General features: G+C 36.2%; 1 pseudogene. It reads right to left on the bottom strand.

From position 1 onward, the window contains the following. Nucleotides 1-276, bottom strand: a pseudogene (locus TY19_RS15385) (hypothetical protein); the annotation flags it as partial.

Below are 276 nucleotides of genomic sequence, written 5' to 3'. Positions count from 1 at the left end.
TGTTTTTAAAGCGGTATACTCTTCATTTAGTTTGCCTACATCTGTTGCTTTTAATCTAGTATACTCTTCAGTCAGCTTGCCTACATCTGTTGTCTTTAAAGCAGTATACTCATCAGTTAGCCTGGTCACCTTTTCCTGTGCAATAGCTAGGCTATAATTTTTAACAAATCTAGTTACATCTAGGACTTTGGTTGGGTCTAAAGGGCATATAAATGGCGTTCCTTGAGCAATTGCTCTGTTATAAATTTCCATAATTGCTTCTCGTTCAAATGTATG

Origin of the sequence: Candidatus Protochlamydia sp. R18, from assembly GCF_000648255.1 — a bacterium.
Lineage (GTDB): Bacteria > Chlamydiota > Chlamydiia > Chlamydiales > Parachlamydiaceae > Protochlamydia > Protochlamydia amoebophila.
The sequence above is the reverse complement of the archived record's forward strand: the minus strand, read 5'-3'. Positions and strand labels throughout refer to the sequence as shown.